The following is a 26,644-nucleotide window of genomic DNA, read 5'->3' as shown; positions in this document are numbered from 1 at the left end:
GCAACACCTCGATCGTTCAAGCGGACAACGGGGCCACGTCCACCGACACGCTGATGGTGCTCTCCTTGGCGTCGGTGTAGATGATGCCGCGGACCGGCGGAACATCCGCGTAGTCCCGGCCCCACGCCAGGGTGACGTACCGCTCGTCGGCGAACTGATTGTTGGTGGGATCGAAATCGAGCCATCCGCCCTCGGCGCTGCCGTCCGGCAGCCACACCGCGGCCCAGGCGTGCGTGGCGTCCACCCCGACCATGCGTTCCTTGCCGGGCGGCGGATCGGTGGCGAGGTAGCCCGAGACGTAGCGCCCGGCCAGGCCGAGCGAGCGCAGGCAGGCGATGCCGAGACGGGCGAAGTCCTGGCAGACGCCCGCGCGGGCGGCGAAGACGTCGGCCACCCGCGTGCTGACCGTGGTGGAGCCGGACTCGTAGGTGAAGTCGGTGAAGATGCGGGTGTTCAGCTCGGTCACCGCCGCGAGCAGCGAGCGGCCGGGCGGGAAGGATTCGGCGGCGTAGGCGGCGACCTCGTCGATGATCTCGGGCGGGACCAGATCGAGGGTGAATTCCACCGCCAGCGGGCCGTTCTCGTGAGTGGGCCGGGCCTGTTCCCACGGCTGGCCGGCGGCCGCGACGGGCGCGCGGCGCACCTCGACCACCGATTCCCCGGTCACCTCGAGGCGGCGGTGGTCGGCGGTGACGTGGAAGTACAGCGTGGTGTTGTCGTAGACGTCGGTGCCCACCGAGCGATCCGAGGGCACCGGATCGACGCGGATATCGTGCGAAAGCAGTTGCTGGCCCGCGAATTCGCGCGGTGTCAGGTAGGCGCGGCCGTAGGAACTGGTGACCGCGTCGGAGTAGACGTAGACCGTCCGGTGCAGGACCCGGTAGCGGCGTGCGGCGCTCATCCGACCACCCGGGCCGATCCCCACAGCGGCTGGGTTTCGCGCGGCACGGAAAGCCGGGTGCTCTCGAAGGATTCGGAGACCTTGCGCAGGCGCAGATGGACGCCGTCGAGCAGTTCGGCCAGTTCGGTGCGACAGCCCTGTGCGTCGATGACCTCCAGGTCGGCGGGATCCAGCCGGTGCAGCATGCGCTGGGCGTCGCTCAGGAGTCGTTGCGGGCGCGCGGATCCGGCCGCGGCGGGCAGCGCGAGGAAGTGGGCTTCGAGGCGGGCGAGCTGGTAGGCGAGCGAGCGCGGGTTGCTCGCGTCGAACAGCAACAGCGCGGCCAGGGCGGCCACTCGGACCGAATCCCGATGGCGGCGGCGGTAACTCACCGAGGAGACGGTGGCCCGCAGCACCGCCTCGGTCACGACCCGCCCGACCGGGGCGGGATAGGTGTCGGTCAGCGCCGCGGCCAGCAGCGAGCACAGCGCCAGCCCGCGTTCGATGCGGCGGCCGATGTCCATGACGCGCCACCCGGTGTCGCGGACCATGGATTCGCCGTCGATCCCGGCCAGCGACAGCAGCCCCGCGAGCGCCCGCGAATGCACCGCCGACAGCGCCGCGCCCTGATCCCCCCGCGCACCCCGGTACTCCGCGAGCGCCCGGTCCACCGAACCCAGCACCATCCAGGTGTCCGGCGAGAGCTGGTCGCGCACCGCCCGCGCCGCTTTCCCGTACCGCTCCATGGCGTAGGCGACCGACCCGGGCAGCTCCCGGTCCACGGTCAGCGCCACCAGGTAGTCGTGGTCGCTCCGCGAGGCCCCCGGCAGCGCGATCGGCATGGTCGGCTGGTCCGAGAACTCCCGCCGCCGCAGCTCGCGCCGCGCCGCGACCGCCGGGTCCGACCCCCGGGCCGCGGGACCGGACCCGGTCCCGCCCGCCGACTGCGACTGTGCCCCTTGCGATTGCGACTGTCCGCCCTGACTCTGGGACTGTCCCCCTTGCGATTGCGATTGCCCGCCCTGGCTCTGGGACTGCCCGCCCTGCGACTGGGACTGACCACCCCGGCCCTGCGACTGACCGCCTTGCGACTGCGACTGACCACCCTGACTCTGGGACTGACCGCCCTGACTTTGGGACTGCCCGCCCTGCGACTGGGGCTGACTGCCCTGGCTCTGCGACTGTCCCCCTTGCGATTGCGATTGCCCGCCCTGGTCCTGCGTCTGCCCACCTTGCGACTGTGACTGCGACGAACCACCCTGGTCCTGCGTCCGACCGCTCTGTGACGGGGATTGCCCGCCCCGGGGTTCGGATTGCCCATCCGGGCTCTGCGCCGCTTCACTCCGCCACTGCGGCAACGCATCTCGCGCGTGCTCACCGACCGGCGAATACCCCTGCCCGGCAGCTGTTTCGGCGTCCGCTCCCTGCGACTGGCCGCCAGGGCCCTGCCGCTGGCCCGTCCCGCCCTGGCGCAGGCTGCTGGTCTGGAGCTGCTGGTTCAGCCAGTCCGATTGGGCGACAGATTGTTTCGGGGCGGGCGGGGCCGTGCCGGTCATGTGGCCGAGGGCGGCGATGAGGATCGGCATCGCGTCCGCGCCCTCCATCCAGGGGCGGTAGCGGTAGTCCTGGTGGCGGTCGTGCGTGGCGCTGAGCAGGCGGACCGTCGCCTCGGCGCGTTCGCCGTAGCGGCCCAGCCAGAACAGATCGCTCAGGACGCGGGGCGAGCTGACGACCTCCAGCGCCGCGACGGCCGGGGTGCGGTGTTCGCGCTCCTCGGCGACCTCGACGGCGGGCACGGGGGTGGGGGTGGCGCGGACCCAGATGTCCTTGGCCGCGGCCTCGCCGACCATGCCGTCCGGCCCGGTGCGCTGATGCAGTTGCCCGAGCCCGCCGGCCATGACCCGGTACCCCACCCGGCCGGCCAGGGAGAACAGCCGCATCTCGACCGGGGACGCGGCCAGGGTCCCGCCGCCCGCGACGGCCGGAGCCAGGGAGAAGCGCGCCGGCTCCTGCCCGACCCACTTCCAGCCCTCGGCCTCGATGCGCGCCCGCCACAGCGCCCGCTGTTCGCGGGTGAGCAGGGCGCCGAAGACGGTGGTCCCGTCCCGGGTGGAGCGCAGGATCAGCCGGTGCAGATTGCCGATCAGGTAGGAGCGCTGGAGATCGTCTCCGCCCCAATAGGTTTCGACACTCGGTAGTTTCAGGTCCTGGTCCAGCAGCATGCGGGACAGCCGCGGCAGGAACGCGGCCAGCGCCGGGGTCTCCAGCACCCCGCTGCCGAGGGTGTTGACCACGGTGACCGCGCCGCGGCGCAGGACCTCCACCAGACCCACCACCCCGAGCCGGGAGTCGGGCCGCAGATCCAGCGGATCGGAGAATTCGGCGTCCACGCGGCGCAGCACCACGTCGACCTGTTCGAGGGTGCCGAGCGAGCGCATCCACAGCCGCCCGTCCCGCACCACCAGGTCGGCGTTCTCGACCAGCGGGAACCCCAGCACCGACGCCAGATACGCCTGATCGAAGGCGGTTTCCGAATGCGGGCCGGGGCTGAGCACCACGACGGTCGGCTCTTCGTCCGCGGCGCGTGGCGCGGCCTCGATCAGCATGAGCCGCATGGCGCGCACGAAGGGCGTGAGCGGCAGCGGGCTGGCGAGTTCGAAGGCTTCGGGGATGGCGGCGGACACCACGCGGCGGTCGGCGAGCGCGTAGCCCGCGCCCGAAGGCGCCTGCGCCCAGTCCGCGAGCACCCGGAACCCGCCGTCGCTCCAGCGGCTGATGTCGCAGGCGTGCAGGAACAGCTGATGCCGGCCGGGCAGCGTGATCCCGTGCGCGGCACGCATGTACCCGCTGTAGCCGAACACGATCTGCGGGGGCAGCAGCCCGGAGGTGATGGTGCGGCGCGGCCCGTACACGTCGGCCAGGATCGCGTCGAGCAGCCGCGAACGCTGCACCACACCGGCTTCCAGCCCCGCCCAGTCCGGTGCGGTGAGCAGCAGCGGGATGGGATCGAGCCGCCAGGGCTTGGCCGCCGCGGGTTCGGTGGCCGAGCCGCCCAGCTCGGTGTAGGTGATGCCGTCGTCCTCGATGAGGCGGCGGACCCGGGCGTCGAGCCGGTCCAGGCCCGCGCCGCCCTGGTCCAGGAGGTCGCCGGCGAGTTCGGCCCACGGCGGGCGCAACCGCCCGCGCCCGTCCACCAGTTCGTCGTGGTACCCGTCGGTGGGCAGGCCGCAGGCATCGAACGCGCCGGTATTCGCCGCCGCCGCACGATATTTCGCGTACTGTTCGGCGGCCGCCGGGCTCATGCCCGCCGTGCCCCAGCGGTCCGGTCGCCCGGACCCGGCGTCGCCCGGGGGCGTCGCGTCGAGCATTGTCACCGCAACCACTTCCCGCCGCGTGCCTATCGGTCGCCGGGCAGGCCCCACACCGTGCGCGCCCGCCGTAGGTCGAGGATCCCGGGCGCACCGATATCCGTGGCCTGCATGGCTATTCTGGCACGCAGATCGGCGATGTCCACCGGACCGGGCGTATGCCCGGCCGGTTCGAAACGCCGGTTGCGCCGCGATTGCGCCGCCAGGTCGTTCACCGGCGGCCCCGGGTAGAACATGCCGCCCGGGTGCGAGACGTGATAGGTGCAGCCGCCCCGGGACAGTCCCGCCTCGATGTCGACGACGTCGAAGACCAGCGGCGCGTCCACGGTGATGCTGGGGTGCAGCGCGTTCGGCGGCTGCCAGGCCCGGTAGCGGACGCCCGCGACCTGCGTATCCTCCTTGCCCGCGGGCATGAGCGGCACCGGGAAACCGTTGCAGGTGAGCAGGTATCGCCCGCGGTCGGCGCCGGTGACACGCACCTGCAGCCGTTCCACGGACGAGTCGACGTAGCGGGCGGTGCCGCTCGCGGTGGTCTGCTCGCCCAGGGTGTTCCACGGCTCGATGGCGCCGCGCAGTTCCACTTCCATACCACCGAGTACCACCGTGCCGATGCGCGGAAAACGGAATTCGAAGAACGGATCGAGCCAGCTCATATCGAAATCGATGCCGTGCGCGCGCAGATCGGCCACGACCTCGGCGATATCGGCCGCCAGGAAGTGCGGCAGCAGGTACCGGCCGTGCAGGTTGACCCCGTGCCGCAGCAGCGGCGCGGTGTACGGGCGCTCCCAGCAGCGCAGTACGAGCGCGCGCACCAGCAGCGACTGCACCATGGCCATGCGAAAGTGCGGCGGCATCTCGAAGCCGCGCAGTTCCACCAGGCCCAGGCGGCCGCGCGCGGAGTCCGGGCTGTACAGCTTGTCGATGCAGAACTCGGCCCGATGGGTGTTGCCGGTGAGGTCGGTGAGCAGGTGCCGCAGCGCGCGGTCCACCACCCACGGCGCGGAAAGCTGTTCCCCGGCATCGGATTCGCCCGCCGGGTGCAGTCGCGCGATCTCCGCGAACGCGATCTCCAGCTCGTACAGCGACTCCGGGCGCCCCTCGTCCACCCGCGGGGCCTGCGAGGTGGGCCCGATGAAGCGGCCGGAGAACAGGTAGGACAGCGCCGGATGCCGCTGCCAGTAGGTCAGCAGCGAAACCAGCAGGTCCGGCCGCCGCAGCATGGGCGAGCGGGCGGGCGTCCAGCCGCCCAGTGTGATGTGGTTGCCGCCGCCGGTGCCGCCGTGCGTGCCGTCCACGTCGAATTTCTCGGTGCCGAGCCGGGCCAGGCGCGCCTGCTCGTAGAGGGTGTCCAGCAATTCGGCCTGTTCGGCGAAGGTCTCGGCGGGCTGCACGTTGACCTCGATGACGCCGGGGTCCGGCGTGATGGACAGGCTGTGCAGCCGGGCGTCCACCGGCGGCGGATAGCCCTCGAGCACCACCGGCTCCCCCACCGTCGCCACCGCCTCCTCGATCCGGCACACCAGATCGAAGTAGGCGTCCAGTTCGGTGACCGGCGGCAGGAAGACGAACATCCGCCCGCGCCGCACCTCCACCACGAGGGCGGTGATCGGCGCGTCGTACGCGGGCACCACCGCGGCGTCCGGTTCGCCCGCCAGCGGCCGTGCGCGCGGCGGCGCGACGGGGTCGTTCTCCACCGTCTCGGGCGGCGGCTCCCACGAGATGGAGCTCAACGGCAGCCGCAGCCCGGCCGGAGAATCGCCCTCCGTCAACACGATTCGCCCGCGCCGCAGCCGCCAGTCCGCGCTGGCCCAGCCCCCGCCGTCCGGCCGGCGATGCAGCGGCAGCACGTAGGCCGCGGGCTCCCCCGCCGACTCGTCCAGCCGCGCGAGCAATTCGGCCCGCGCGCGGTCCGAATCCCGTTCCGGCACCAGGTCGTCGATCTCCGAGACCGGATCACCCCACGGCACACGGGCTTTCGCCCCCATCCGCGCCAGCGAATCCTCGTACGCGGCCCGGACCTGACTCTCCGGCAGTCCCAGCCCGTCGGCGATATGCGCCAGCACGGACCGCGCGGCGTCCGCGGTACCGATGCCCGCGCCCTCCGCGCCGGGGCCCGATCCCACCGCCACCGATTCCGAGGCACGCCGCGAATGCTCTTGTGCCGAGGCACTGTTCCGACCGAGATCGGTACCGGCGCCGGGTGGTGGAGGAACGACGGAGGTGTCGGCCACGAGCGCCGCGCCGACGGCCGCCGGGGCGGCAGAGCGCTCCGATTCGTTCGTCGACCCGGGCCGCGCGGCAACCGGACTACCCGCACCATCGGGACCATCGCCACCCTCGGGATCCACCCGGTGCTCCGACGGTAGATGTTGTCCGGCACTGCCGAACTCGGCCACCGGCCCGTTTCGCAGCATGGCCGCGATGTCCGTCCCGCCGGGCAGGCCGTTGATCCCGGCAGGTCCCGAGGCAGGCGTGGCCGCCGAACCGTTCGGCGAGACATCGCCCGGACCAGTCGGCGCCGGGTCCGCCGGTGCGGGGGCGGCGGGGAGCCAGGGGTCTATCAGCAGGTCGGGGTAGTGCCAGAGGGGTTTGCCGTCGGCGCGCCAGAGCAGGGCTATGTCCCAGCGAGGCAGGGGTTCGCCGGGGTACCACTTGCCCTGGCGGTACTGGACCAGGCCGGTGGGGGCGTAGATCCGGCGCAGGCGGCGGGCGAGGTCGGCGGCGCGTTCGCGTTTGTGCGGGCCGTCGGCGTCGGTGGTCCATTCGGGGCCGGTCTGGTCGTCGATGGAGACGAAGGTGGGTTCGCCGCCGACGGTGAGCCCGATCCCCGCGTCGCGCGTGCGGAGATCGACCGCCGCCCCGGTGGCGGCGATGCGATTCCACTGAACGTCGCTGTAGGGCAGCGTTACTCGTGGATCCTCGTGGACACGGCGGACGGTGTTGGAGAACTCCAGGCTGGCGAGCACCGGATCGGTCGCACCGGTGATGGGCGCGGAGGACACCGGGTGCGGGGTGGCGGCCAGCGGAATATGGCCCTCCCCGGCGAACAGCCCGGAGGTGGGGTCCAGGCCCACCCAGCCCGCGCCCGGCAGGTACACCTCGGTCCAGGCGTGCAGGTCGGTGAAGTCGGCGGGCGGGCCGGAGGGCCCGTCCAGGGACGGCGTGTCCTGCGCCAGCTGGATGAGGTACCCCGAGACGAACCGGGCGGCCAGCCCGTACTCGCGCAGGATCGACACCAGCAGCCAGGCCGAATCACGGCAGGAGCCCAGCGCCGAGCGCAGCGTGTGATCGGGGGTCTGCACACCCGGTTCGAGCCGGATGGTGTACCCGACGTCCCGGCGCAGCGCCTGGTTGATCGCGATCAGGAATTCGATGGTGCGCGGCTGCGAGCGGGGCGGGTTGGCGCGCACCCACTCGCGGACCAGTTCACCTGTGCCCGAACCGGGTTCGCCCTCGTCGACCGGGCGCAGATACGCCTCCAGATCGGCACTCAGTTCCCGGGGATAGCGGAACGGGAAGTGCTCGGCGTACTCCTCGACGAAGAAGTCGAACGGGTTGATGGCGTCCATCTCGGCCACGAGCCCGATCACCACGGACAACTCGCGCGCGGGTTCGTGAAAGACCAGGCGCGCCAAGAAGTTCCCGAACGCGTCCTGCTGCCAGTTGACCCAGTGCGCGGCCGGATCCACCCGCATGGAGTACGCCTCGATGCTGGTGCGCGTGTGCGGCGCAGGCCGCAATCGCACCACGTGCGGGTGGATTCGCACCGGGCGGTCGAAGGTGTAGGTCGTGCGATGCTCGAGGGAAACTCGAATCCCCATAATCAAGTTCACCACGCGAGAGCGGTGACACGCGGGCTTATTACCGACAGAAAGGACGACACGCGGCGACCTCCCACAGATGCCGCGGGGGTGTGCGCACACTCGTAGGGACGATTGGAGGAGGTTTCGATGAGCACTTCGGTGTGCCGGCTCTGCGCAGCGGCCCTGGATCACTGCCACGGGACGCTGATCGCACACGCCGACGGGTCCTTCGAATGCACCGATTGGGGCTGCGCCGCGGCCGATCGGGTGCGGCACCCCTACCTGGCCGACTGTTCGACGGTGGCCGGCGGCTGCGAATGCGTAGTGGCGGAGGTCGTTTCACACCGCGCGCCGCAGAGCCTAGCGGGCTGATCCGCCGCACCGCCCGGTTCCGCCACGCCGTCGCGACAGGCTTCGGTGGCCTCGCGCCGACCCCCGGCGACCCGGCAACTAGCCTGGTCAGGTGAGCTACGACCACGTATTGCTGCCCTCCGGTGCCGCCGCGACCCCCGACGCCGTCGACGCGTACCTGTCCACGCAGGACGGGAAACCCGCCGCGGACGTGGTGGCCGAGATCGCGGCCGAACTCGATCGGCGCAATGCCGAACTCCCGGAGTCGGACGCGTTCCTGGCCGCGCCGGCGGCGGACGGCACCATCGGCGCCACGCTTTTCGTATCCAGCCCCATTGACGCGGTGGGGCACGTACGGGGGCTGCTGTTCGAGTTGGCGACCCCGCACGGGTACGCCGTCTACGATCCGCAGCTGACCTGGCTGATCGATCCGGCCGATCACGTACCGGTCGCCGTGTCGCACGGCGGGGCGGGCGAATTCCCCTATCTCACAAACAAACTCGTCCAGCAGTGGATCCCGGAGCTGAGCCAGCCGGGACCGTATCTGATCGTCGAGAGCGGTGACCAGATCTACATCCAGACCTATCGCAACGAGGACGGCCGCTACGACCTCGAGTATCGCGACGGCTCGCCCGAGCGGCATTTCGGCGTGCGGGTGGAGGATCCGCAGACGGTGGCGGATCTGATCTGGTCCTGGACCACCGGCGACCGTTCCCGGTTCGAGACCCTGGACTGGCAGCGCCTGACCTTCTGACCGACGCGGGCCCGAGCCCGCACGTGCATCCGAACAGCCCGGGACGCGAGCGCGTCCCGGGCTGTCTTGCGCCGCGAACGGGCGACTTACACCGGGTCAGCCGATTATGGCTAATGCACAGCCAACATTTCACATTTCGGAGTTCTTAAGGTAATCCTTACCTAAATTAGACCGATGTCCAGTTGGCGTCTTCCGGATGCCTGGACCTACCCCCGGAAGATTCGATGAGGCTCACCCGACTCGCGCCGTTCGTCGGCGCGTTCACCATCGCCGCGCTGGTCGGCACCGCGACCCTGACTCCGCTCGCCGCCCCCGCGCAGGCGGAGACGGCGACCGAAACGCTCGCCGGCGTGGCGATCAGCGACGCGAACTGCGCTACCGGCGCAACAACTTTCGACGATGTCATCACCGCCGCCGCCACCGCGCTGCGCACGGTCGTGCCCGCGGATCAGCATCCGGCATACGACCAGCAAGTACAGGACTTCCGGCAGACGGTGGCCGCCACCCGCGTCCACCGCAATGTGCTGCCGGTCGACCCGGCCACCCTCGGCGCGAAGGTCGAGGACATCGACGACCCGATCGTCACCTACCTGGTCAACGGGCTGGACGCGGTGCGCACCGGCCGCATGGACACCACCGTCTCGGTCTCGGAGCTGACCCTCGAGCACGTGGTCGAGGTCTTCCTGTTGGCCAACCGGATCGTCAAGATTCCGACGCAGCTGCTCACCACCATGATCCCGCGGGTGGGGTCGATGCTGGTCGGCATGGTCGGCAGCATGTTCAAGGGCGTGCACCGGCTGGGCCGCAGTATTCAGGACCGGATCGGCGACACCTGCAATCCGCCGAACGCGTACGAGCCGCTGGATCTGTCCTTCGCCGAAGAGGCGATCGAGCTCGAATTCCCGGTGCCCGCCGAACTCGCCCATTTGGCGAATCAGTTCGTGCTCGCCGATGAAAGCTGCACTCCGGCAGGCGAGCTGAACACCGCCGCCGTTCTCGAACGCACCCGCGCTTTTCTGGCCACCTCGGATCAGTTGCCATTCGATCTGCCCACCCTGCACGCGGCCACCGATGCGCTGCACGCATTTCTGCGCGATCACCAAGTCGCGAAACCGCTGATCCTGCGTCCCACAGCGGAACTCGGCGCCATTCCGGCAATCCTCGATTACGGCCCGCTGACCCTGCTCACCAATCTCGGCTTCGATATCTACGAGGGCAAGGCGCACCACACCGTGCCGTTGAGCGAGGTCACCATCGAGAATTCGATGGATCTGGCCTATGTGACCGCCGATACCGCGAGCCTGCTGATGGCGCTCGGCAGCATGGCGGCAGGAATCGGTGGCGTCGGTTCGGAGATTCTGACGCCCATCACAATTGCGCGGGTTCTGGCCTTCGCGCCGTTGAAATACGGCTGGCCGGTTATGCGGGGCGTACTGCGCTCCATGTGCGCGGCCGAGTAACAAGCGCATCTCGATTCGGATTCCGGCACCCGCGCAATGAACTGCGCGCGGGCGCCGGAAAGCTAACATTTCGAAATATTCGCACGCGGTGCCGTCCGATTTGCTTTCGAAATCCGTCCGAGACGAGGAGAGAGCTTTGAAGCTACGCCCGAGGCCGAGCACACCGAGACTGCGCAAGAGCCTGGCCGTGCTGGTCGGCATCGCGGCCGCACTGGCCGCGGTGGTCGCACTGCACGCCACCGGAGCGGGCGCGGACGTTCCTCGCAACAGCCAGCACATGCCGTGCCCCCAGCCCGCGGCCATGCCCGCGCCGCCCGTCTGGACCTAGCCGGACGGGTTCGAGTTCACCCGGGAGCGACGCGGCAGCGATGCCGCGCCGCCATCGAGAGCACGAACGGCCACCTCAGAGTGCGCGGCGACCGGACAGCGCCCGGCCGAGCGTGAGCTCGTCCGCGAACTCCAGATCCCCGCCCATGGGCAGACCCGACGCCAGCCGGGTCACGCTCAGGCCTGGGAAATCACGCAGCATGCGCACCAGATACGTCGCCGTCGCCTCACCCTCGGTGTTGGGATCGGTCGCGATGATGACCTCCCTGACGTCGACGCCGTCGTCCTGATTGCCGATGCGGGTCAGCAGCTCCCGGATCCGGAGCTGATCCGGGCCGACGCCCGAGAGCGGATCCAGCGCACCGCCCAGCACGTGATAGCGGCCGCGGAACTCCCGCGTGCGCTCGATGGCCTGCACGTCCTTGGGTTCCTCGACCACACAGATCATGGTGCGATCGCGCCGCGGGTCGGAGCAGATGCGGCAGCGTTCACCGTCGGAGACCGTGCCGCAGACCACGCAGAAACGCACGCCGTCGCGCACCTTCTGCAGCGCCGCCTGCAGGCGATCGATCTCCGGCGGTTCCACCGAGAGAAAATGAAAAGCGATGCGCTGGGCGCTCTTCGGACCGACACCGGGCAGTTTGCCCAGCTCGTCGATGAGATCCTGAACCGGACCCTCGTACACGCCTGTTCCTCTCCGCCGCTGTCCCGGCCGCGATCAGAAGCCGGGCAGCGCGCCGCCGCCGAGACCGCCGGCCAGCGGGCCGAGCCGATCCGCGGCCAGTTCCTGGGCATTCTCCATGGCGTTGTTGATCGCGCCGATGACCAGGTCCTGCAGCGTCTCCGCGTCCTCCGGGTCGATGATCTTGGGGTCGATGGTCAACGCGAGAATCTCGCCGGTGGCGCGAATGCGGACGCGCACCAGACCGCCGCCCGCCTCACCGTCCACCTCGGCCGCCGCGATCTCCTGCTGCGCGGCCATCACGGCCTGCTGCATCTGCTGGGCCTGGGCCATCAACTGCTGGATATCGAACTCTCCACCGGGCTGCACGACGTGTCCTCTCTGCGGGGATGTGATCGGTCACCAGCCTACAAGCGGAGGGTCTTGACTCTCCCCCGGTGGGAGAGTGTTCGCTGAAGGCATGACAGCGACGGTTCCGATCGGGGAGTTCTCCCGGCTCAGTTATCTCAGCGTGAAGGCGCTGCGCTACTACCACGAGATCGAGCTGCTCGAACCGGCCGCGGTCGACCCGGGCACCGGCTATCGGTTCTACTCCACCGATCAGGTGGATCAGGCTCATCTCATTCGCCGGCTGCGCGAGCTGAACATGCCGGTGCCCGAGATCAAGGCGGTGCTCGCGGCCCCGGACCGGGCCGCCCGGGACGAGGCGCTGCGCGCGCACCTCGAGCGGATGGAGGCCGAGCTGACCCGCACCCGCGACGTCGTCGCCTCCCTGCGGACGCTGCTGCTGCCGCCCGCGAGCATTCCGCTCGCGGTCGAATATCGTTCCGTCGCAAGCCATCCCGCGCTGGTCCTGGGTGAGACGGTGGGCCGGGACGGCATCGGCGACTGGTGCGACACCAGCTTCGGCACGCTGTATCAGGGGCTGGCGCGCGCGGAGATCGAGCCCGCCGGACCGGCCGGAGCCACCTACGACATGGAGTTCTTCGAGCAGGAGAACGGCGAGGTCATGGCGTACGTGCCGATCACCCCGGCCGACCGGTCGCGCGCCGCGGTGGTGGGCCGGGTGCTGGAACTGCCCGCCCGGCGCTTCGCGGTCGCCGTGCACCTGGGCCCCTTCACCGAGTTCGACCGCACCTACGGCGCGCTGGGCAGCCACGTCGCCGAGCACGACACCGCGCTCGCCGAGCCGGTCCGCGAGATCTACCTGGCCGGACCGGACGACGCCGATGAGTCCGGCTACATCACCGAGATCTGCTGGCCCATCGGCCGGCTCTGAGCACCACCCGAGTTCATCCGACCCGACAGGAGACCGTCATGGCCATCAAGATCGCCAACATCACCATCGACTCCGGGAACGCCGCGGAGCTGGCCGCTTTCTGGGCGCAACTGCTCGACCGCACCGTAGACCCGGACGGCAACGAGCACTTCGCCACCGTCGGCCAGAGCACCGGCCAGAGCCCGACGCTCATGTTCATCCACGTCCCGGACAAGAACCCCGGCAAGAACGTCGTCCACCTGGACCTGCTGTCGGACGACCTGCCCGGCGGCATCGAGCGCGCGGTCGCCCTCGGCGCCAAGCACATCGCCGATTTCGACGAGTACGGCATGAAGTGGACGACCCTGTCGGATCCGGAGGGCAACCTCTTCGACATCGCGGCGGGCTGAGAGTCACCGCCGGGCACGCGACTGCCGCCCGCCCCGTATTCACGGGGCGGGCGGCAGTGTCGAATTGTTCGGGGGTCGCGCGACCCAAACCGTTCGGGGTCGCGCGCCCCACACCGTTCGGGGTCGTGCGGCCCGCTCCGCATCCGGTCGGGCCGAATACGGGACGGCGGTTACACCAGTTCGGCCTTCAGCTTCTCCAGCACCTCGGCCTGGATCTTCTTCAGGCCCAGGGGCGCGAAGATGCCCTCGAAGATGCCGCCGATGCCGCCGGCGCCCTTCCAGCTGGTGCGCACGGTGACCAGCGAGCCGCTGCCCTCGGGGGTGACGGTCCAGGTGGTGACCATGGAGGAGTTCGAATCACGTTCGGTCACCATGGAATCGGAGACCGAGATGGCCGCGCGCACGTTGCGCTGGCGCTTCTCGGTGGCCTGCAGCGTCCATTCCACGACGGTGCCCGCGCCCTTGCCACCCTCGACCACCTTGTAGTCGCGGTAGTGCGAGGAGAGGATGCGCGGCCGCACCGACTCGTAGTCGGCGATCGCGTCGAGCGTGCGCTTCGGATCCGCCGTGACGACGATCGAACTGGAGGCGCTGACCTGTCCCACCATGTGCTCCTTTGTGATTCCCGGCTGAGTGCCCTGGTGCCGCCCGGTCATGGTACGCCGAGCGATGTCCGGGGCGGGTATCCGGATTCGAGTCCCGCGCCGCCCGAAACCCCTATCCTGGGTGGACGTCGTGGGGAGGACGCGGGCATGAAACGCTTCATACGATGGCTGCGCGTCAATCTCGATGCCGTCGTGGTCATGATCGTCGCGCTGACCGCGGCCGCCGTCGAGATGTTCGGCACTTTCGGCGGTGACGACAAATATGTGCCGTCCGCCACGCTGGTGGTGCTGGCGCTGCTGGCCATTTCGATTCTGCGCGATCGGGCCGCGCTCTCGCGCGCGGTGCGCGACACCGCGACCGTCCGCCAGCTCTACGGCGCCGAGATCGGCCAGACGCACGCGCTGGCCCGCGGCGCGACCGATCAGTGGGCGTTCAAGGGCGGCACCGGCAGCTACCTGCGCGCGGTGACCCTGCCCGAGCTGCTGGACAAGGCGCGGCACGAACGGCGTTCGCTGCGTGTGCAATTGGAGATCCTGGATCCGGCCAACGAGGCGGTGTGCCGGGACGACGCGCACTTCCGCGCCTCGCTGCAACCGGCCAACACCGGCCGCCCGTGGACCGCCGACCGGGTGCGCAAACAGGCCTACGGCACGGTGCTGGCCGCCTGGTGGTATCACCAGCAGTCCGAATTCCTGGAGATCGATCTGGCGGTGTCGCCCATCCGCACCACCTACCGGTGGGACCTGTCCGCCGGCTGCGTCATCGTGACCCAGGGCAACGCGAACACCCCGGCGCTGCTGTTCGAGAGCGACAAGCCGCACTACCGCGATCTCGCCCGGGAGCTGCGGATGAGTTTCCGGCAGGCCAAGCGCGTTCCGATCGATCTGCACAGCGATCTGTCGACGCCGGGCGAGCCGACGCTGCGCCAGACCCGTGAGCTGTTCGACCGGCTCGGCATGCCGCTGCCGGGCGTCTACACCGACGACGATGTCGCGGAGATCATCCGGCACGCGCTGCGCCCCGAGGCCGCGCCGCACTGGTGAACCGCGCGGGCTAGGCGGTCAGCAGCAGACCGGTGACCGCGGCCCCGGTCGCGAGCACGGCCAGCGCCAACCCGGTGAGCACGAAGCGCCGCATGGGAATTCGCACCTCGTGGGTGCGGCAGAACTCCAGGCACAGCAGGGTCGCCAGCGACGCCCACGGCGTGACCAGCGGGCCGACGTTGGTGCCGATCAGCAGGGCCAGCAATTGATCGCGTTCCCCGGCGGGTATCACCGCCTCGCCCGCGGTGTACGCGGGCAGGTTGTTCACGAGATTGGACAGGCCCGCCCCGGCGCTCGCGGCCCGGAACGCGCCGGCCGCCCCGGAGTCGTCACCGATCAGGGTGCTCATGACCGTGGAGAGGCCGTACCGGCCCAGGGTGGGGACGACCAGGAACAGCCCGGTCACGAAAACCAGCAGTTGCCAGGGGAACAGCGACCAGCGCAGGGCGCTGCGATCCAGGAATCCGAAGGCCGCCACCGCGATCAGCGCGGCGCCGGCCGCCGCGTATTCGATGCGCTCGCCCGCGAAGGGAATCGCGAGCACGAACAGCAGGCACGCACCCCCGGTGGCGTACAGCAGCACGCGTTCGCGTGCGTCCGCCGGGGTCACCGGCTCCGGCACGACGTAGCGGTCCGCGCCCCGATGCGGTCGCCGCCAGTACCAGAGCCACAGGCAGACCATGGTCACCCCGACCGAAAGCAGCTGCGGCAGCCACATTCTCGCGCCGAAGTCCAGCGCGTGCAGGGCCACGCGATCGGCCGCGAGCAGATTGGTGAGGTTGGAGACCGGCAGCAGCAGGCTCGCGGTATTGGCCAGCCACAGCGTGGTCATGGCCAGCGGCACCGGCGCGATGCGGGCCGGGATCGCCAGGGCCAGCATGACCGGGGTGAGCAGCACCGCGGTGGTGTCGAGGTTCAGCACCGCGGTCGTGGTCGAGGCGAACAGCACGCACAGCAGGAACAGCGCCGCGTAGTTGCCGCCCGCGATGATGGCCAGGCGATGCGCGATCACGTCGAAGACCTTGGCGCGCCGGGCCAGCGAGGCCAGCACGATCACACTGACCAGGAACAGCAGCAGCGGGGCGATGCGGGCCATATTGTCCGCCGCCTCGGCGCGCGGCAGCAATCCCGTTGCCACACAGAGCAATCCGAGAACGAGCAGACCGATGCGGACGCCGTCGAGAACGGTCAGCCGGTTCCGGACCGACGCGCGCAGCCGCGCGAGCGGAGAATCCCGCGGCTCGGAATCGAGTTCTCGCATGATCAATGTTGACATGCCCCGCGCCCCCGGTGGCCCGGCCCGCGAATCCCCGGGCGCCGCACCGGCGGCCGAACCACGCATACCGAACCACGCGGCGGGATATGTCGGGCCGGGTTCGATTCGACCGGCCTCGAAGGGGTTCGGGCTGGGCAATACTGACACGGTGACGGTGGCGGGAGGGTGGCCGCGGGACTTCTTCATCAGTTATTCCCCGGCCGACGAACGGTGGGCGGCCTGGCTGGCCTGGCAGCTGGAATCCGCAGGTGCGCGCTATCGGGTGCTGCTGCACTCCTGGGATTTCGCCGCGGGCGAGAGCTACGAGGATTTCACCCGGCAGGGCCTGCGCGAATCCGCGGCCGTGGTCGCGGTGTTCTCGCACAACTACCTCGACTCCCGCGATTGCGCGGCCGAACGACGGGCGGTGGCCGCCCTGGACCCCGCCAAGGTGCTGGCGGTCCGCGTAGATGACTGCGCGCCCGCCGATTTCGCTCCGCATACCGAATTCCTCGACCTGGCGGACGCGCGGTCCGAGGACACGGCGCGGCGGCAACTGCTCGAACGCGCGGCGCGGCTGCCCGCCCGCTCCGGCCCGGCGGCGCCGCCCACCGGATCGGGCCACGACGCGCGCCCGGAAGCGGCGGTGGGCCGAAGACCGCTGACGGCGCCGGACTTTCCGGGTGGATCCGGACCGGCCGCGCCGCGCACCGGACTGTCGATCCTGCATCTGCCCGGTCCCCGCTTCGGTCGCGGCCTGGCCGCGGCCGGGCAGCCGCGCGATCCCGCGGGCCTGCAATCCCATGTCTGGGGCGCGGTCTCGGAGCTGCTGGATCGCGAGCCTGGGGTGCCGACGCCCGATCTGCTGGTGGTGAGCGGTGATCTCACCGAATCCGGCCACCCCGCCGAAGTGCGGCAGGCGATTTCGTTCCTCGGCGGGCTGCGCGTACTGCTGAAGCTCGCGCCGGACCGAGTCGTGGTCGTGCCGGGCAATCACGACGTGTCCACCCTGGCCTGCCATTCCTATTTCCTGGACTGCGCGGCCAACGACCGCAGGCCGCTACCGCCCTACTTCCCGAAACTCGGCCATTTCGCACAGCTGTTCACCACCCTCTATCGCGGCCTGGATCAGCTGGTTTTCGATGTGGGACAGCCCTACACCCTGTTCCCTGTTCCCGAACTGCACGTGGTGGTCGCGGGCCTGAACTCCACCATGGCCGCGACCCACCTGGCCGACAGCGACTACGGATCGGTCGGCGAGGAACAGCTCAACTGGTTCGCCGAACGCCTGCGCGATTTCGAGAAGCGGGGGTGGCTGCGCGTGGGCGTCGTGCGGCACGCGGCGGTATCGCATTCCAGCGCATCGCCCTACGATCCGGCGCTGCTGCGCGATGCCCCGAAACTGGCCGCCGCGCTCGGCCCGCGCCTGAATCTGCTGCTGCACGGCCCCGGTCCGGACGGCGCGCACACCCGCCGGCTCGGCGGCGCACTGCCGGTGCTGGCCGCCGAACCCGATCGACCGGAACTCATCCACATCACCGCGGGCGGGCTGCTGCGGCTGCCCTGTGCGCCGGTGGCGGAGAAACCGGTCTTCTGGCTCGAACCCTGGGCCCGGTGCGCGGCCGCCTTCGGCCCGGACGAGCCCGACCGTCCCGCGCCGGCCCCGCAGACCGCGCCGGGACCCGACGAGCAACTGCTGGACAGCGTCCGGGAGATCTGCGCGGTCAAGTTCCCCGACGCCAAGATTCGGCGCAGCGCCACCGAGCATCCCTATCTGCTGATCACCGAGGAGCGCGGGCGGGTCATCGACCAGCGGCGCATCGGCGTACACGTGGGCGAGGTGACCGAGGCGGTGCTGGACCGGTTCCTGCGCGGGCAGCCGGAGCCCGGCTCCGAGCTGGTCTACCGGGGACCCCGGCCGACACCCGAGGTACGGGAGCGGGCGGCCGCCGACGGCGTCCGGGTGCGCAGCTTCTCCGACTTCCAGGGGCTGCTGGATCTCGACGACTACCTGCGCAAACAGGCCGAGCAACTGCGCAACGATCCGCGCTATCCGCCGGGACTGTATGTGCCCCAGCGCTTCCGCATGGTGGAGCCGGGCGCGCAGGAGATCCGCGACGATCTCATCGGCACGCTGATGCGCCTGGTCACCGGGGACGACGGCCGGTTCGTGCTGCTGCTCGGCGATTTCGGGCGGGGCAAGACCTTCGCCCTGCGCGAGCTGGCCCGGCGCATCGGCGAAACCCAGCCCACGCTGCTGCCGCTGTTCATCGAACTGCGCACCCTCGATCGGACGCGCTCGGTGCACACCCTGGTGGCCGCGCACCTGGCCGACAACGGCGAGGACCGCATCGATCTGGGCGCGCTCGACTACCTGCTCGAACAGGGCCGGGTGGTGCTGCTGTTCGACGGCTTCGACGAACTGCTGTCCCGGCTCAGCTACGAGAGCGCGGCCGACCACATGGACACGCTGCTGCAGGCGGCGGTGGGCCGAGCCAAGGTCGTGGTCGCCGCGCGCACCCAGCACTTCAAGTCCCGCGATCAGGTGTCCGGGGCGCTGGGCAGGCGATTCGACGAACTGTCGGGCCGGCGGGTGATCAATATCGAGGACTTCACCCCCGACCAGGTCCGCTCGTTCCTGGTCAATCGCGCCTCGCTCATGCCGGATGTGGGCGCGGGCCCGCCGCCGGAGGACCGGATGCGGCTGCTGCGCGGCATCCCGGATCTGCTGGCCATGGCCCGCAATCCGCGCATGCTGAGTTTCATCGCCGAGATCGACGAGCACCGGCTGCGGGCCGCGGCCGGATCCGGGCAGCTCATCGGCCCGACCCGGCTGTACCGGGAGATCCTCGAGTCCTGGCTGACCTACGAGGTCGAGCGCTCGCCCGAACAGGCGGGCGCGCAGACCGGGTTGCGCGTCGAGGAGCTGTGGCAGGCGATCACCGCGTTCGCGCTGCGCGTGTGGGAGGCGGGCGAGCCCTACCTGACGCTGGCCGAATTGACCGACGTCGCACGCGAAGTCGACGACCTCACCGATCCGGGACGGCGCAGCGCGCCGCTGTCCGCGCACATCATCGGCTCGCGCAGTCTGCTGGTGCGCGCCGAGGACAATCTGTTCGGCTTCATTCATCCCTCGGTCGCGGATTGGCTGGTGGCCAAGCATGTTTCGGTCGAGTTCGCCGCGGGCGCGAGTGCGCCGCCGCCGCTGGAACAGGCCGAGTTGACCCCGCTGGGCATCGAATTCCTCTGCGATCTCACCGATCTCGGGCTGCTGCGGGCCTGGATCCGTCGGGTGCTCGAGGATCCGGCGGCCCACGACATCGCCCGGCACAACGCCGAGCGCATCACCGCCAGGTTGCGCACGGCCCCGGATACCCCGTTGCGCGGCATCGACCTCGGCGAGCAGGACCTGTCCTATCGGGACCTGCGCCGCGCCGACCTCACCGGCGCCGTCCTGCGCCGGACCCGGCTGTTCGAGGCCACCCTCGACGGCGCGGTACTGGCCGGCGCCGACGCCACCGGGGCCGATCTGGAGCAGGCCGCGCTGGCCGGGGCCGATCTGCGCGGGGCCGATCTCACCGAAGCCCACCTCATCGGCGCGGACCTGCGCAACGCCGACCTGCGCGACGCCCGCCTGCACCGCGCCCGGCTCGACCGGGCCTCGCTGATCGGCGCGGACCTGCGCGGGGCCGATCTCACCGAAGCCCAGCTCATCGGCGCCGACCTGCGCAACGCCGACCTGCGCAACGCCCGCCTGCACCGCGCCCAGCTCGATCAGGCGTCGCTGATCGGGGCGAATCTGTGCCAGGCCGATCTGACCGGGGCCCGCCTGGCCCGCACCAACCTGACCGCGACCCTGCGGCACGGCACGGTGTGGACCCGGGCCGCATTGCTCGAGGTCATCGGGCTGCCGGCGCGGACCGAGCTGACCGGTTCGGCCCGGGTGCCGGGCACCCCGCCCGGCACCGAGTTCGCGCCGGCCGCGGTCGGGGTCATGCACGGCTTCGACACCAGGCACGGCCGCCTGCCCCGGCCGCTGGCCTACAGCCCGGACGGCGGTGTCCTGGCCCTGGGCTGCGACTACGGGGGCGTGGTCATCTACGGCGCGGACACCGGGCGCGTGCTGCGCACCCTGCAGGGACACCGGGCCCGCGCGTTCGCGGTCGCCTACACGGCGCAGGTACTGGTCACCGGCTCCGCGGACAACACCGTCCGCATCTGGGACGCCACCACCGGTGAGGCGCTGAGAATACTGTCGGACCACGAGAAATGGCCGTGGCCGCTGGAGGTGAACGTCACCGGCGATCAGCTGGCCACCGGCGACGCCGACGGCGTGCTGCGCCTGTGGTCGCTGCCCGCCGGCGAGTTGCGCTACCGCTTCGCCGCCCCGCGCGGACAGCGCCAGCGCATCGTCAGCATCGCCTTCCACGGCGATCAGGTGGCGGCGGGCTACCAGGACGGCACCGTCCGCATCTTCCGGGTGCACACCGGCACCGAGACGGGAACCTTTCGGGCGCAGACAGATTCGCTGCGCCGCGTGGCCTGGGATCCGACCGGGCGGCTGCTGGCCGTCTGCGGCGCCGACGGCGTGCTGGCGCTGTGGGATCCGGCCGGCTGCCGGCCCGTGCGAGAGCTGCCCGGGCACCGGGACATCGTGTACACGCTCGCCTTCCATCCCACCGAGCCGCTGCTGGCCAGCGGCGACACCGCGGGCGGAATCATGCTGTGGCGCCTGGACACCGGGGCGGTGCTGCACACCGGCGCCGAGCACGGCACCGCGCCCATCCACTGGCTCGCCTTCGAATCGAGCGGGGACCTGCTGGCCAGCGGCGACGCCACCGGCTCGATTCTGGTGCGCGACGGGCGCACCGGCGCGCCCCGGCATCGCCTCACCGGGCACACGGGATCCATCTGGCCGTTCGTCTTCCGCCCGGACGGCGGGCAATTGGCCGTGGCCGACGATCAATTCGCGCTGCGCGTCTGGGATCCGGTGACCGGAGAGTGCCGGCACGTGCTCACCGGGCACGGCCGCCACGTGCGCACGGTCTCCTTCGACGCCACCGGCGCGGTGCTCGCGGCCTGCGGCAACGACGGCGACGTGCGACTGTGGGACGCCGCCACCGGCCGGCTCACCGAACATCTGCGCGGCGACGCCGATCGTCCGGTGAACCTGGAGTCGGCCATCTTCAACCCGGCTCGGCCCGGTCAGCTCACCACGACCGGCAACGACGGCAGGCTCAGCGTGTTCGACATCGGCACCGCGACCCACGAGCGGCACATCAGCATCGACGCCGCGCCGGTGTGGGCCACCGCCTACAGTCCGGACGGCCGCCTGGTCACCACGGCCAACGACGACGACAGCGTCACCATGTGGACCCGCAACACCGGCGGCGAGCACGCGGTCTGCCGTGATCATCGCGGGCGGGTGCGCTCGATCGCGTTCGACGCCGCGGGCGCGCGCATGGCCACCGGCTGCGACGACTCCGAGGTCCGGGTCTGGGACGTCGCCTCCGGAACCCTGCTGCACACCCTGCGCGGGCATCGGGATCGCGTGTACGGGGTGGCTTTTCACGGCGATCGACTGGCCAGCGTGTCCTGGGACGCCGAGGTGCGGATCTGGGACATCGGCGGCGGCGCGACGGTGCACCGGCTCACCCGGCACGGCGGCAAACTGTGGTGCGTCGCGATCGATCCGCGCACCGGGATGCTCGCCACCGCGGGCGACGATCTGGCGATTCACCTGTGGGACATCACCTCCGGACGGCACCTGCACACCCTGACCGGGCACCGCTACCGGGTGCGCTCGCTGGCTTTCGCCCGCACCGGCGGGCTGCTCGCCAGCGGCGGCAACGACGGCAGCGTCATGCTGTGGAGCTGTGGCGCCGACGACGCTCCCCCGGCCCAGCGGGCGACCCTGCTCGGCTGGCCCGAGGGCTGGGCGGCGTTCACCCCGGACGGCCGCTACAAGACCGAGGGACTCACCGACGGGCAGTTCTGGCATGTGATCGGCATGCGCAGATTCGAAGCGGGCGAGCTGAATTCGTATCTGCCGCAGATTCGGCAACTGGAACTCGACGAACCGCTGTGACGAGGGGGCCGCCCAACTGGGCGGACGCCCATTCCAGTGGGCAGCGGGCCACCACCCGGTTATGCTTCGCCGCGATCCTGCACGACCGGATTGTCTGTTCTACGGGTTTTATTCGAGGGGAATCGCTCCACCATGCACTCCGTTCGCCGCGTCAAGAACGTGCTGTCCTACGTTCTCTCCATAGTCATCGGATGCGCCCTGCTGTTCGGCGGCGTGAGCACGCTGAGCGACGACGGCACGGTGAAGTGCGGCAGCCGGGTGATGTCCCCCGGCGACACCTGCGACACCACCCGCAAGGGCCGCACCACCACCCGCACCTACGACGAACAGAAGGACAGCAACGGCTCCACCCCGTGGATCCTGTTCGGCATCGGGACGCTGATGATCGTCGGCGGCGGGTTCATGCTGGTCCGCGAGATCCGCCGGGGCTCGGGCAACACGCCCAACCCGCCGTCCGGCGGCGGTGCGCCCAACCCGTACGCCCAGCCCAATCCCTACGGGCAGCCGAACCCGTACGCCCAGCCCAATCCGTACGCACAGCCCGCGCCGCAGGCCCCCGCCTACGGTCAGCAACCCGCCTACGGTCAGCCCGCGCCCTACCCCCAGCCCGCCCCCTATGGCCAGCAGCCGCAGTACGGTCAGCCCGCGTACGGTCAGCAGCCCGGCTACGCCGCGCCGCAGGGGTATCCGCCCGCGCCGCAGTACGCGCCCGCGGGTCAGCCCTACCAGCCGCAGCCCGGCTACGGGCAGCAGCCGTACCCGCAGCAGCCCGGCTATCCGCAGCGCCCGCGCTGAACAGCTGCCGCACAAGCGAATTCACCCGGGGGAGAGCATCATCAGCAACGCGGTCAAGGGCGCCATCGCCGTACTCGTGTTCGGGTTCCTGATGGGGGCCTCAGTCTCGTCTCCCTGGCCATCGGAGACCGCGGCAAGGTCATGTGCGGCGACGAGCAGATGCGACCGGGCGAGCGGTGCGTGACGACCGAGAACGGCAACTCGACGACCCGCAGCTATTCGAGCCAGCGCAGTACCAACACCGAGGAGAAATGGACCTCCGCCGGCATCGGCGGCATCGTGTTCCTGGGCGGGACCGTCTGGCTGATCGTGGCGCTGGGCGACCAGAAGCGGGCCCGCGAGCGCGGGCCGCAACCGGTCTTCGGCGGCTACCCGTACCCGCCAGCCGCCGGGTACGGCCTTCCGCCCGGCCCGCAATACTCGTATCCCGGCCCGCAGCACCCGGTGCCCGGCCCCGGGTTCCCCGCACCGCAGCAGTTCTATGCGCCGCCCCCGGTCGGCCCGATCCCCGATCCCGAGCCGCCCCGGCCGGCCGCGCACAAGCCGCCGATCGAGCATTCAACCCTGCTCCACCCGCCCACCGAAGCGCATCCGTATCCAACTCGTGACCCAAAGCCGCACTGACACACCGCAATCCTCAGGCAATTAGCCGAAGTAACTATTCTCACGGTCGGAGCGGGAATAGACTCGAAGCGTGGCTGCTGGGGGCCACATCGTCGCATGCTAACTGTGTGTGAAAAACCGCCCCGCCGGTGTGCGCTTGCTGGCCGTACCGGTCGGTGCACGCTAGCGTTCCGAGGGTGGCAGTGAGTCTGTTGGGGTTGGCTGGCCGCGCACCGGCCGCACGCGAATCTGGGTTCGCCGCGTATCAGGCCGGGGTCGATCGACTCCTGGCCTCCTATCGTGCCATCCCGCCCGATGCGAACATCCGGCTGGCCAAGAAGACCTCCAATCTCTTCCGGGCACGGGCGAAGAACACCGCGCCCGGGCTCGACGTCTCGGGATTGACGCAGGTCATCGCGGTCGACCCGGAACAGCGCACCGCCGAGGTGGCGGGCATGACCACCTACGAGGACCTGGTCGCGGTCACCCTGCAGTACGGGCTCGCGCCGCTGGTGGTGCCGCAACTCAAGACCATCACCCTGGGCGGCGCGGTGACCGGCCTGGGCATCGAGTCCACGTCCTTCCGCAACGGGCTACCGCACGAATCGGTCCTGGAGATCGATGTGCTCACCGGGGCGGGCGAGATCATCACCGCCACCCCGGACGGCGAGCACGCGGATCTGTTCCGCGGTTTCCCCAACTCCTACGGCACCCTCGGATACTCCACCCGGCTGAAGATCGAGCTCGAACCGGTGAAACCGTATGTGGCACTGCGCCACATACGGTTTCATGATTTACGGGAGCTGGAGGCCGAGATGGCGCGCATCGTCTCCGACCGCTCGTACGCCGGTGAGCAGGTCGATTACCTCGACGGCGTGGTGTTCACCGCCGACGAGAGCTACCTGGTGCTCGGCCGCCAGACCGACGAGCCCGGCCCGGTCAGCGACTACACCGGCATGGAGATCTTCTACCGGTCCCTGCAGCACGACTCCGACCGGCCCAAACGCGACCGGCTCACCATCTCCGACTACCTCTGGCGCTGGGACACCGACTGGTTCTGGTGCTCACGCGCCTTCGGTGCGCAGAACCCGAAGATCCGGCGCTGGTGGCCGCAGCGATACCGGCGCAGCAGCTTCTATTGGAAGCTCATCGCGCTCGATCACAAGTACCACATCGGCGACAAACTCGAAGCCCGCCAGGGTAATCCGCCCCGCGAGCGGGTAGTGCAGGACATAGAGGTGCCGATCGAACGCACCGCCGATTTCCTGGAATGGTTCCTGCGCGATATTCCCATCGAACCGATCTGGTTGTGCCCCTTGCGATTGCGTGACGACAACGGCACCGGCCGACCCTGGCCGCTGTACCCGCTCGAACCGGGACGCAGCTACGTGAACGTCGGCTTCTGGTCTGCCGTGGCCACCACGCCCGGGCAGCCCGAGGGCGGGGCCAACCGTGCCATCGAGCGCAAGGTCTCCGAGCTCGACGGCCACAAATCGCTCTACTCGGATTCCTATTACGGACCCGAGGAGTTCGCCGAGCTGTACTACGGCGGCGGCACCTACGCCCGCCTCGAGAAGGACTACAACCCGGATCATCGACTACTCGACCTGTATTCGAAGGCGGTGCAACGCAAGTGACCACATTCAAGGACCGTTCCGAGGTGTTCGCAGAGCTAGGTACCAAGCTCACGATCGCCGAGATATTCGAGTCCCTCATCGAGGGACCGATGCCCGTGCGCTTCACCGCGTACGACGGCAGCAGCACCGGACCCGCGAACTCCGAGTTCGGGCTCGAGATCGTCAATCCGCGCGGGGTGAACTACGTCGCCAACGCACCCGGCGATCTGGGTATGGCACGCGCCTACATCTCCGGTGACATGCGCATTCACGGCGCGCACCCCGGTGATCCGTACGAGCTGCTCAAGGCCATGGCGAGCATGAAGTTCCGCCGCCCGACCGCCATGCAGCTGGTGGTCATCGCCCGATCGCTCGGCTGGGAACTGCTCAAGCCGGTCGCCCCGCCGCCGCAGGAGACCCTGCCGCGCTGGCGGCGCATCGCCCTGGAAGGGTTGCGGCACTCCAAGACTCGCGACGCCGAGGCCATCCACCACCACTACGACGTCTCGAACACCTTCTACGAGTACGTACTCGGCGAGTCGATGACCTACACCTGCGCGGTGTACGGGGACGAAGCCTGGAACCTCGAGCAGGCGCAGGAGAACAAGTACCGCCTCGTCTTCGACAAGCTGAACCTGAAGGTCGGCGACCGGCTGCTCGACATCGGCTGCGGCTGGGGCGGAATGGTGCGCTACGCCGCCAAGCGGGGCGTTCGCGTCATCGGCGCGACGCTCTCGGCCGAGCAGGCCGAATGGGCGCAGGCCAGGATCACGGCGGAAGGCCTGTCGGGCCTGGCCGAGGTGCGGCACTCGGATTACCGCGATATCGCCGAGGATTCGTTCGACGCCGTGTCCTCCATCGGCCTGACCGAGCACATCGGCGTCCACAACTACCCCGCGTACTTCGAGTTCATCCAATCCAAGCTGCGCGACGGCGGGCTGTTCCTGAACCACTGCATCACCCGCCCGGACAACAAGCACACCAGTAGGGCCGGGGATTTCATCGACCGGTACGTCTTCCCCGACGGCGAGCTCACCGGCTCGGGCCGCATCATCTCCGAGATCCAGAACGTGGGTCTCGAGGTGCTGCACGAGGAGAACCTGCGCCGCCACTACGCCCTGACCCTGGCCGAATGGTGCGACAACCTGGTGAAGAACTGGGATGCCGCGGTCGAGGAGGTCGGCGAGGGTACGGCCAAGGTGTGGGGTCTGTACATGGCGGGCTGTCAGCTCGGCTTCGAGCGCGGTGTGGTGCAGCTGCACCAGGTCCTGGGCGTCAAGAACGGCCCGGACCAGGCCTGGACGGTCCCGCTGCGCCCCTGGTGGCAGCCCTAGGCGGTAAGCCT

General features: G+C 70.0%; 19 protein-coding genes. 12 read left to right on the top strand and 7 right to left on the bottom strand.

The genetic code is table 11. The features are described 5' to 3' along the window. Positions 1-16: 16 nt before the first annotated feature. From ACFVBH_RS34350 to ACFVBH_RS34340, 3 genes are read right to left on the bottom strand one after another with little or no spacing between them, the layout of a single operon-like run. Positions 17-901 carry a transglutaminase N-terminal domain-containing protein gene (locus tag ACFVBH_RS34350; protein ID WP_379008165.1) on the bottom strand — a complete coding sequence of 295 codons (885 nt, stop codon included), beginning with the start codon at positions 899-901 and terminating at the stop codon, positions 17-19. Continuing rightward, a complete protein-coding gene (locus ACFVBH_RS34345) occupies positions 898-4,248 on the bottom strand; it encodes a circularly permuted type 2 ATP-grasp protein (RefSeq protein WP_379008736.1) in 3,351 nt (1,116 codons plus the stop codon). Before ACFVBH_RS34345 ends, ACFVBH_RS34350 begins: the two co-directional genes overlap by 4 nt. A gap of 29 nt (positions 4,249-4,277) precedes the next feature. Next, on the bottom strand, positions 4,278-8,069 hold the full coding sequence (locus ACFVBH_RS34340; RefSeq protein WP_379008163.1) for a DUF2126 domain-containing protein: 3,792 nt from the start codon (positions 8,067-8,069) through the stop codon (positions 4,278-4,280). A 129-nt stretch (positions 8,070-8,198) separates the two neighbouring features. Here ACFVBH_RS34340 and ACFVBH_RS34335 point away from each other — a divergent pair, with 129 nt between their 5' ends. From ACFVBH_RS34335 to ACFVBH_RS34320, 4 genes are all read left to right on the top strand, one after another. Then, the gene (locus ACFVBH_RS34335; protein ID WP_354988294.1) at positions 8,199-8,423 is read left to right on the top strand and encodes a hypothetical protein; all 225 of its coding nucleotides are present in this window, start codon (positions 8,199-8,201) and stop codon (positions 8,421-8,423) included. Between the two features lie 91 nt (positions 8,424-8,514). Next, complete coding sequence (locus tag ACFVBH_RS34330) at positions 8,515-9,156, top strand: hypothetical protein (protein ID WP_379008160.1); 642 nt, start codon at positions 8,515-8,517, stop codon at positions 9,154-9,156. Positions 9,157-9,380: 224 nt separating this feature from the next. Then, entirely contained in the window at positions 9,381-10,616 is a 1,236-nt protein-coding gene (locus ACFVBH_RS34325) for a hypothetical protein (protein ID WP_354988296.1), read from the top strand. A gap of 136 nt (positions 10,617-10,752) precedes the next feature. Then, positions 10,753-10,944, top strand: coding sequence for a hypothetical protein (locus tag ACFVBH_RS34320; protein WP_354988297.1), 192 nt, complete (start codon positions 10,753-10,755; stop codon positions 10,942-10,944). 75 nt (positions 10,945-11,019) lie between these two features. Here ACFVBH_RS34320 and recR read toward each other — a convergent pair whose 3' ends face one another. Both recR and ACFVBH_RS34310 read right to left on the bottom strand, forming a co-directional pair. Further along, positions 11,020-11,628: a recombination mediator RecR gene (recR, locus tag ACFVBH_RS34315; protein WP_379008157.1), complete on the bottom strand. Its 609-nt coding sequence runs from the start codon at positions 11,626-11,628 to the stop codon at positions 11,020-11,022. Positions 11,629-11,661: 33 nt separating this feature from the next. Continuing rightward, positions 11,662-11,994: a YbaB/EbfC family nucleoid-associated protein gene (locus ACFVBH_RS34310; protein WP_354988299.1), complete on the bottom strand. Its 333-nt coding sequence runs from the start codon at positions 11,992-11,994 to the stop codon at positions 11,662-11,664. A 91-nt stretch (positions 11,995-12,085) separates the two neighbouring features. Between ACFVBH_RS34310 and ACFVBH_RS34305 the strand changes: the two genes are divergently transcribed. Next, on the top strand, positions 12,086-12,904 hold the full coding sequence (locus ACFVBH_RS34305) for a MerR family transcriptional regulator (RefSeq protein ID WP_379008154.1): 819 nt from the start codon (positions 12,086-12,088) through the stop codon (positions 12,902-12,904). A gap of 38 nt (positions 12,905-12,942) precedes the next feature. After that, complete coding sequence (locus tag ACFVBH_RS34300) at positions 12,943-13,293, top strand: VOC family protein (RefSeq protein ID WP_354988301.1); 351 nt, start codon at positions 12,943-12,945, stop codon at positions 13,291-13,293. A gap of 170 nt (positions 13,294-13,463) precedes the next feature. Here the strand turns inward: ACFVBH_RS34300 and ACFVBH_RS34295 are convergent, their stop codons facing one another. After that, positions 13,464-13,898 carry an SRPBCC family protein gene (locus ACFVBH_RS34295; RefSeq protein ID WP_354988302.1) on the bottom strand — a complete coding sequence of 145 codons (435 nt, stop codon included), beginning with the start codon at positions 13,896-13,898 and terminating at the stop codon, positions 13,464-13,466. Positions 13,899-14,045: 147 nt separating this feature from the next. Here ACFVBH_RS34295 and ACFVBH_RS34290 point away from each other — a divergent pair, with 147 nt between their 5' ends. Beyond that, complete coding sequence (locus ACFVBH_RS34290; protein ID WP_354988303.1) at positions 14,046-14,942, top strand: hypothetical protein; 897 nt, start codon at positions 14,046-14,048, stop codon at positions 14,940-14,942. Positions 14,943-14,952: 10 nt separating this feature from the next. On the opposite strand, the gene ACFVBH_RS34285 is transcribed toward ACFVBH_RS34290, so the two are convergent. Beyond that, a complete protein-coding gene (locus ACFVBH_RS34285; RefSeq protein WP_379008150.1) occupies positions 14,953-16,218 on the bottom strand; it encodes an SLC13 family permease in 1,266 nt (421 codons plus the stop codon). 148 nt (positions 16,219-16,366) lie between these two features. Between ACFVBH_RS34285 and ACFVBH_RS34280 the strand changes: the two genes are divergently transcribed. From ACFVBH_RS34280 to ACFVBH_RS34260, 5 genes are all read left to right on the top strand, one after another. Continuing rightward, on the top strand, positions 16,367-22,285 hold the full coding sequence (locus ACFVBH_RS34280; RefSeq protein WP_379008148.1) for a pentapeptide repeat-containing protein: 5,919 nt from the start codon (positions 16,367-16,369) through the stop codon (positions 22,283-22,285). Between the two features lie 132 nt (positions 22,286-22,417). Continuing rightward, a complete protein-coding gene (locus ACFVBH_RS34275) occupies positions 22,418-23,080 on the top strand; it encodes a hypothetical protein (protein ID WP_379008146.1) in 663 nt (220 codons plus the stop codon). A gap of 180 nt (positions 23,081-23,260) precedes the next feature. Next, positions 23,261-23,704, top strand: a complete 444-nt coding sequence (locus tag ACFVBH_RS34270) for a hypothetical protein (RefSeq protein WP_379008144.1) — start codon at positions 23,261-23,263, stop codon at positions 23,702-23,704. 182 nt (positions 23,705-23,886) lie between these two features. Beyond that, complete coding sequence (locus ACFVBH_RS34265) at positions 23,887-25,320, top strand: FAD-binding oxidoreductase (RefSeq protein ID WP_379008734.1); 1,434 nt, start codon at positions 23,887-23,889, stop codon at positions 25,318-25,320. Further along, positions 25,317-26,633: a class I SAM-dependent methyltransferase gene (locus tag ACFVBH_RS34260; RefSeq protein WP_379008142.1), complete on the top strand. Its 1,317-nt coding sequence runs from the start codon at positions 25,317-25,319 to the stop codon at positions 26,631-26,633. Before ACFVBH_RS34265 ends, ACFVBH_RS34260 begins: the two co-directional genes overlap by 4 nt. The last annotated feature ends 11 nt before the right edge of the window (positions 26,634-26,644 follow it).

The organism is Nocardia sp. NPDC057668 (assembly GCF_042799795.1).
Lineage (GTDB): Bacteria > Actinomycetota > Actinomycetes > Mycobacteriales > Mycobacteriaceae > Nocardia.
Note: the sequence above shows the minus strand (reverse complement) of the source record. Positions and strands in the feature narration are given on the sequence as shown.